The sequence below is a fragment of the Halorubrum sp. SS7 genome (genome assembly GCF_005435055.1).
Lineage (GTDB): Archaea > Halobacteriota > Halobacteria > Halobacteriales > Haloferacaceae > Halorubrum > Halorubrum salinarum.
Genome location: NZ_SGXV01000503.1, coordinates 1 through 297 on the forward strand (window position 1 = coordinate 1; position 297 = coordinate 297).

General features: G+C 68.4%; 1 pseudogene. It reads left to right on the forward strand.

Going from position 1 to position 297, the window contains the following annotated elements:
• Nucleotides 1–297, forward strand: a pseudogene (locus EXE44_RS18945) (DNA polymerase II small subunit); the annotation flags it as partial.

Sequence of the window (297 nt, forward strand, 5' to 3'; positions counted from 1 at the left end):
GGCTGATCGAGTTAGAGGACACGACCGGGACGTTCCCCGCCCTCGTGATGAAGGACAAGGGCCTGGCCGACGTCGTCGACGAGATCCTGTTAGACGAGTGCGTCGCGGTCGAGGGGACGCTCGCGGACGACGCCGGCATCCTCTTCGCGGACTCGCTCCACTTCCCTGACGTTCCCCGCACTCACCGCCCGGGCGGGGCCGACCGCCACGTCCAGGCCGCGCTGATATCCGACGTCCACGTCGGCAGCGACGAGTTCCTGGCCGACGCGTGGCACAGCTTCACCGACTGGCTCCACA